We start from the raw sequence: 5,630 nt of genomic DNA on the forward strand, positions 1-5,630 counted from the left end.
CAGCGGCACCGTGCAGGGCGGCACGGGGGGCGCCAGCGGCTATGGCGATCCACGCTACCGCGCCGGATCTGGCGGGATCGGCATTGCCGGGGCAGGCCTCACCGTGACCAACAGCGGCACCATCGCCGGTGGATTCTCGATCGACGGCAACGGTCCCCAGGCTCATGCGATCCAGTTCACCGGTGGCGTCAATACGCTGGAACTGCACGCCGGCTCGGTGGTCAGCGGCACTGTGGAGGCCTTCAGCGCGGCCGACACATTCGGCCTCGGCGGTTCGGTCGGCGGTTCCTTCGATCTTTCACAATTGGGCGCGGCGGGCTCTTCCGCCCAGTATCAGGGCTTCGGCATCCTGGAAAAGTCCGGCACCGGCACCTGGACTATTTCCGGCACACCGGGCACGGTCATGGCCTGGTCCGTTACGCAAGGCATCCTCGATCTCGGCGCCACGACGCAGACCGCCACCGGCTTCACGCTGACGGGCGGGGAATTGCGCAACGGCACTCTGAGCACCGCCGGCAGCTTCGCCTTGAGCAACGGCACCGTGTCGGCGCTCCTCGGCGGGACCGGCTCCCTGGTCAAATCCGGCACCGGCACGGTCGTCCTCACCGGCACCAACACCTATTCGGGCGGCACCTTCGTCAACGGCGGCACATTGAGGATCGGCGGCGACTGGGCGCTGGGCGATGTCTCGGGCGCCCTGACCTTGAACGGCGGCGCGCTGCAGGTGACGGGCAATCCCGTCAGCTTCACGCTGGAACGCCAGATAATCCTCGGCGCCAACGGCGGCACCTTCGATGTCGGCGCCGGCAAGAACCTCATCCTCGACGGCGTGGTTTCGGGTGACGGACAACTCGCCAAGACCAGTTCCGGCACGCTGACGCTGACCGGCGCCAACAGCTATTCGGGCGGCACGGCGGTACGCGGCGGCAGCCTTGTCGCGGCGGCGACAGGTGCGCTCGGCGACGGGCCGGTCACCATAAACTCCAACGGAAGCGGGGGATGGGCCAGGCTCTATTTCTCGGGCAACGACGCCGCCTATCCAGTCAGCGCCCAGGACCTCTCGATCACCGTCGGCCGGGGCGACCTCAACTTCCAGGGCAATGCGACCGCCGGCGCGGCCACCATCGTCCTGGCGCAGGACGGCTATGGCGGGCTCAATTTCGGCACCGGAACCGATGCCGGCACGGCCAGCATCACCAACCAGGGCGGCGGCTTCGTCGCCTTCACGGGGGCAAGCGCCGCCAACGCGACCATCGTCAATGACGGCCTGGGCGTACCGTATTATTTCAGCAGGACGACCTTCGACGACGATTATTCGAGCAATGAATTTTCCTCCGCCGGAGAAGCCACGATAACCAACCGGAATGGCGGCTCGACCACTTTTTACGGACATTCGGACGGAGGAACGGCAACGCTGGTCAACGAGGCCGGCGGCACGCTCGATTTCCAGCAGGCCTCGCAGGCGGCGAACGCAACCATCCTCAACGGCGCCGGCGGCAGCGTGCTGGTGCGCTTCCGGGATCAGGACTCCGTGCTCGATGTCGGCTCGCTGTCGGGCGACGGGGCCATACAAATCGACGATTCACAGCTGGCGCCACAGCTTTCGCTCGGCTCGCTCGGCCATGACGACGTCATCGGCGGCACCATTTCCGGAAACGGCTCCCTGACCAAGACCGGCACGGGCAAGCTGACGCTCAACGGACAGAACAGCTATGCGGGCCTGACCACCGTCGACATGGGAACGCTGGTGGTGGGCGACGCCAGCCATGGCGACGCCAGCCTCGCCGGCGATGTCACGGTCGATTCCGGCGCGCGCCTTGGCGGCATCGGAACCATAGGCGGCAATGTCACCATCCTCGGCACGCATGGCGTCGGCAATTCCATCGGCGTGCAGACGGTCGGCGGCAACTATGTCAATCATGGCGTCCTGGAGGTCGAGGCGACCCCGTCCGGGGCCGACAAATTGATCGTCGGCGGCACGGTCGACATATCAGGCGCGACGCTCAACCTGGTCCTGACACCGGCGACGGCCGAGAGCTGGAACCTGCTCAACGGGCCGTACACGATCATCCAGAACAATGGCGCGGCCGATGTCGCCGGCACCTTCGCCTCCGTCGGCAACCTCAACGACCTTCTCTTCCTCGACCATCTCATCAACTACCAGGGCGGCGACGGCAACGACATCAGCCTCACCCTGGCGCGCAACGACGTTGCGGTCGCCAACGTCGCCATCACCCGCAACCAGATCGCGACCGCCGGAGCCCTCGATCGGCTCGGCCAAGGCAATGCGCTTGCATGGGCCATGCTGCTGATGACCGACGAGGATGCCGCGCGCCTGGCGCTCGATGCCGCGTCGGGCGAGGTTCATGCCTCGGCCAAGGGGATGCTGATCGAGGACAGCCGCTTCGTCGCCGATGCCGCTACCGCCCGAGTCCGGGCGGCCATGGGCGACGTCACCGCTCCCGCCATGCCAGTGATGGCTTATGGCGAGGGCGGCCCGGAGCTGGTCGAGGCTAACACCAGCCGTTTCGTCGTGTGGGGGCAAGCTTTCGGCTCCTGGGGCACGGCGAGCGGCGACGGCAATGCCGCCGGCCTCGACCGCTCCACCGGCGGCTTCCTCGCCGGCGGCGACACCGCCATCGGCGACGCCTGGCGGGTTGGCCTGCTGACCGGCTACAGCCACACCAGTTTCGACGTCGACGATCGTGCCTCTTCCGGCTCCAGCGACACCTATCACATCGGCCTTTATGGCGGTGGACAGTGGGACGGCCTGGGCCTGCGCGGCGGCGTCGCCTACAGCTGGAACCGGATCGACACCAGCCGCAACGTCGTCGTTCCAGGCTTCGCCGATGCGCTGACGGCTAAATACGATGCCGGAACCGCGCAGGTCTTCGGCGAGGCCGGCTATCGCGTCGAGACGCGCATGGCTGCCTTCGAGCCCTTCGCCAGTCTCGCCTATGTCAACCTTCACACCGACGGCTTCACGGAACAGGGTGGCGCCGCGGCGCTCACCTCCGCCGCCTCGACCACCGAGACCACCTTCACCACGCTCGGCTTGCGTGCCTCGGCCGGCTTCGACCTCGGCGGGGTGCAGGCAACCGCGCAGGGTACGCTCGGCTGGCGTCATGCCTTCGGCGACACCACGCCGACCGCGGACATGGCCTTCGCCGGCGGCGACCTGTTCACCATTGCCGGCGTGCCGATCGCTAGGGATACAGCCATCGTCGGGGCCGGGCTCGATTTCCGGATCGCCGACAGAACCACGCTGGGGATCAGCTACTCCGGCCAGTTCGGGAAGAAGGCGGCCGATCAGGGCGTCCGCGCCACGATGCAAGTGCGGTTCTGATTTTTCGGCTTTCGTCAGCCTTCGGCGGGAACCGCTTTCGGCTTGCCTTCGCCATCCAGCGCCACCATGACGAAATCGGCATGGGTGACCTTTTCCATCAGGTCGGAGAGGTAGCGCTGCGCCCAGGCTTCGACCTTGAGCGTCATCGAGGTGCGGCCGACGCGCTCGACATGGGTGTAGATGCACAGCGTGTCGCCGATCTTCATCGGCTTGGCGAACGACATCTCTTTCACCGCCGCCGTCACCACGCGGCCCTTGGCGCGCTCGGCCGCACGGATACCGCAGGCCAGGTCCATCTGCGCCATCACCCAGCCGCCGAAAATGTCGCCGGCCGCATTGGCGTCCGAAGGCATGGCCAGGGTGCGCAGCGTCAGATCGCCAAGCGGCCGTCCTTCAGCGTAGTGCACCATGCGAGAAATCCTTGTGAGGTGATGATCATCGATCCGTATCGCCGCTGCAGGACCAGGTCAACGCGCCGCAGCTGCTGTTTCCTGGCCTCCATGGCATAGGCTAACCCTGGCATTCGCGCGGTTGTGCCTGATTTCCAGCGGCTTCGGGTTTTGGAGGGGGCTTCCCCCACTCCGTCGCTGCTTCGCAGCGCCACCCCAAGCTCGCGCCCTTCCTCTACCCCGTCGATCGGGGGAGAGGTGGCGAGCGAAGCTCGACGGAGTGGGGGTCGACTGCGCGGCTTAAGACCAGGCGTTAGCTGAGAGGGGCACCTCTCAAAAATAACCTGCAAGGTTAGCTCTGATGCGATCCAGCACGCTGTCCCCGGAAAGGTCCGGCGAGAATTCCTTACCCGTGATCGCCTCATAGGCCTGCGCGTAGACCCCGGAAGCCTGTTCGACGATCTCGTCGGGTATTTTGGGGATCGGGTCGCTGTAGGGATCGCAGCGCGCCGAGACCCATGAGCGGATGAAATCCTTGTCAAAACTCTCCGGCCGGCTGCCGCTGGCGAGCGCCTGTTCGTAACTCGATGCGATCCAGTACCGGCTGCTGTCAGGCGTGTGGATTTCGTCGGCAAGAATGATGGTCCCGTCCTTGTCGGTGCCGAATTCGTATTTCGTGTCGGCCAGGATCAGGCCGCGCTCAGTGGCGCGCTGCTGGCCGCGGGCGAACAGCCGCAAGGCGTAGTCCGATACGGTATCCCACTGCGCCTGCGTGAGAAGACCCTGCTCGAGAATCTCGGCTTTGGACAGCGGTTCGTCATGGCCGCCATGCGCGGCCTTGCTGGTCGGCGTGATGATCGGCTCCGCCAGTCTTTCATTGTCGCGCAGGCCATCCGGCAGGCGGATGCCGTACATGTCGCGGTCACCGCGCTTGTAGCGCGTCAGGATCGAGGTGCTGGTGGTTCCCGCCAGATAGCCGCGCACGACGATCTCGACCGGCAGGATGTCGAGCCTTGTGCCGACGACGACGTTCGGGTCGGGGTATTCGAGAACATGGTTCGGGCAGATGTCGGCGGTTTCCTCGAACCAGTACCGCGCCGTCTGGGTCAGGATCTCGCCCTTGCAGGGGATCGACGTCAGGATGGTGTCGAAGGCACTGAGGCGGTCGGTGGCGATGATGATGCGCCGGCCGTCCGCAAGGTCATAGTTCTCGCGGACCTTGCCGCTGTAGTGGCCCGGCAGTTCGGGGATGAACGCGTCAGGAAGGGTCCGCATATGATTTCCTGCCTTCCGCAGAGTGGCCGATCCCATCGCATAAGCTGTCGCCCCGGTGCATATCAAGCGCGATTGTCGGGTATCCCCGCAAACTCGACCAGTTCGGCGGTCGCTTTTTTCACAACTGATGCCGGAAGGCGCGGCGACTTGGGAGCGCCGCCGCGTCTAGGCTGCAGCCAATTTTCCGGAGCCGCCCGCATCATCATGCAGACCTATGATTTCATCATCGTCGGCTCCGGCTCGGCCGGCTCGGTCCTGGCCGAAAAACTCTCGGCCTCGGGACGCTTCTCGGTGCTGGTGCTGGAGGCCGGCGGCACCGACCGCCGCTTCTACGTCCAGATGCCGCTCGGCTACGGCAAGACCTTCTTCGATCCCGACGTCAACTGGAACTACAAGGCCGAGCCGGACCCGGGCCTCGCCGGCAATTCCGATCACTGGCCGCGCGGCAAGCTGCTCGGCGGTTCGAGCTCGATCAACGCCATGGTCTGGATCAGGGGCGCGCGCGAGGATTTCGATGCCTGGGCAGCCGCCGGCAATCCCGGCTGGGGCTATGACGATCTGCTGCCCACCTTCAAGGCGCTCGAGAACAACCAGGCCGGTGCCGACACATGGCGCGGCAC

At 65.8% G+C, this 5,630-nt stretch carries 4 protein-coding genes; 2 read left to right on the forward strand and 2 right to left on the reverse strand.

The window, feature by feature from the left end; all coding sequences use genetic code 11:
* Window positions 1-3,346, forward strand: a 3,346-nt coding sequence (locus tag EN906_RS20960; RefSeq protein ID WP_127375344.1) for an autotransporter domain-containing protein, incomplete at its 5' end; no start/stop codon positions are given.
* A gap of 14 nt (window positions 3,347-3,360) precedes the next feature.
* Here EN906_RS20960 and EN906_RS20965 read toward each other — a convergent pair.
* Both EN906_RS20965 and EN906_RS20975 read right to left on the reverse strand, forming a co-directional pair.
* Complete coding sequence (locus EN906_RS20965; RefSeq protein WP_013530049.1) at window positions 3,361-3,756, reverse strand: hotdog domain-containing protein; 396 nt, start codon at window positions 3,754-3,756, stop codon at window positions 3,361-3,363.
* A 312-nt stretch (window positions 3,757-4,068) separates the two neighbouring features.
* The gene (locus EN906_RS20975; RefSeq protein WP_127271176.1) at window positions 4,069-5,010 is read right to left on the reverse strand and encodes a phosphoribosylaminoimidazolesuccinocarboxamide synthase; all 942 of its coding nucleotides are present in this window, start codon (window positions 5,008-5,010) and stop codon (window positions 4,069-4,071) included.
* 204 nt (window positions 5,011-5,214) lie between these two features.
* On the opposite strand from EN906_RS20975, the gene EN906_RS20980 reads away from it, so the two are divergent.
* On the forward strand, window positions 5,215-5,630 hold a 416-nt coding region (locus EN906_RS20980), incomplete at its 3' end, for a GMC family oxidoreductase N-terminal domain-containing protein (RefSeq protein WP_206529142.1).

The organism is Mesorhizobium sp. M7A.F.Ca.CA.004.06.1.1 (assembly GCF_003999135.1).
Classification (GTDB): domain Bacteria; phylum Pseudomonadota; class Alphaproteobacteria; order Rhizobiales; family Rhizobiaceae; genus Mesorhizobium.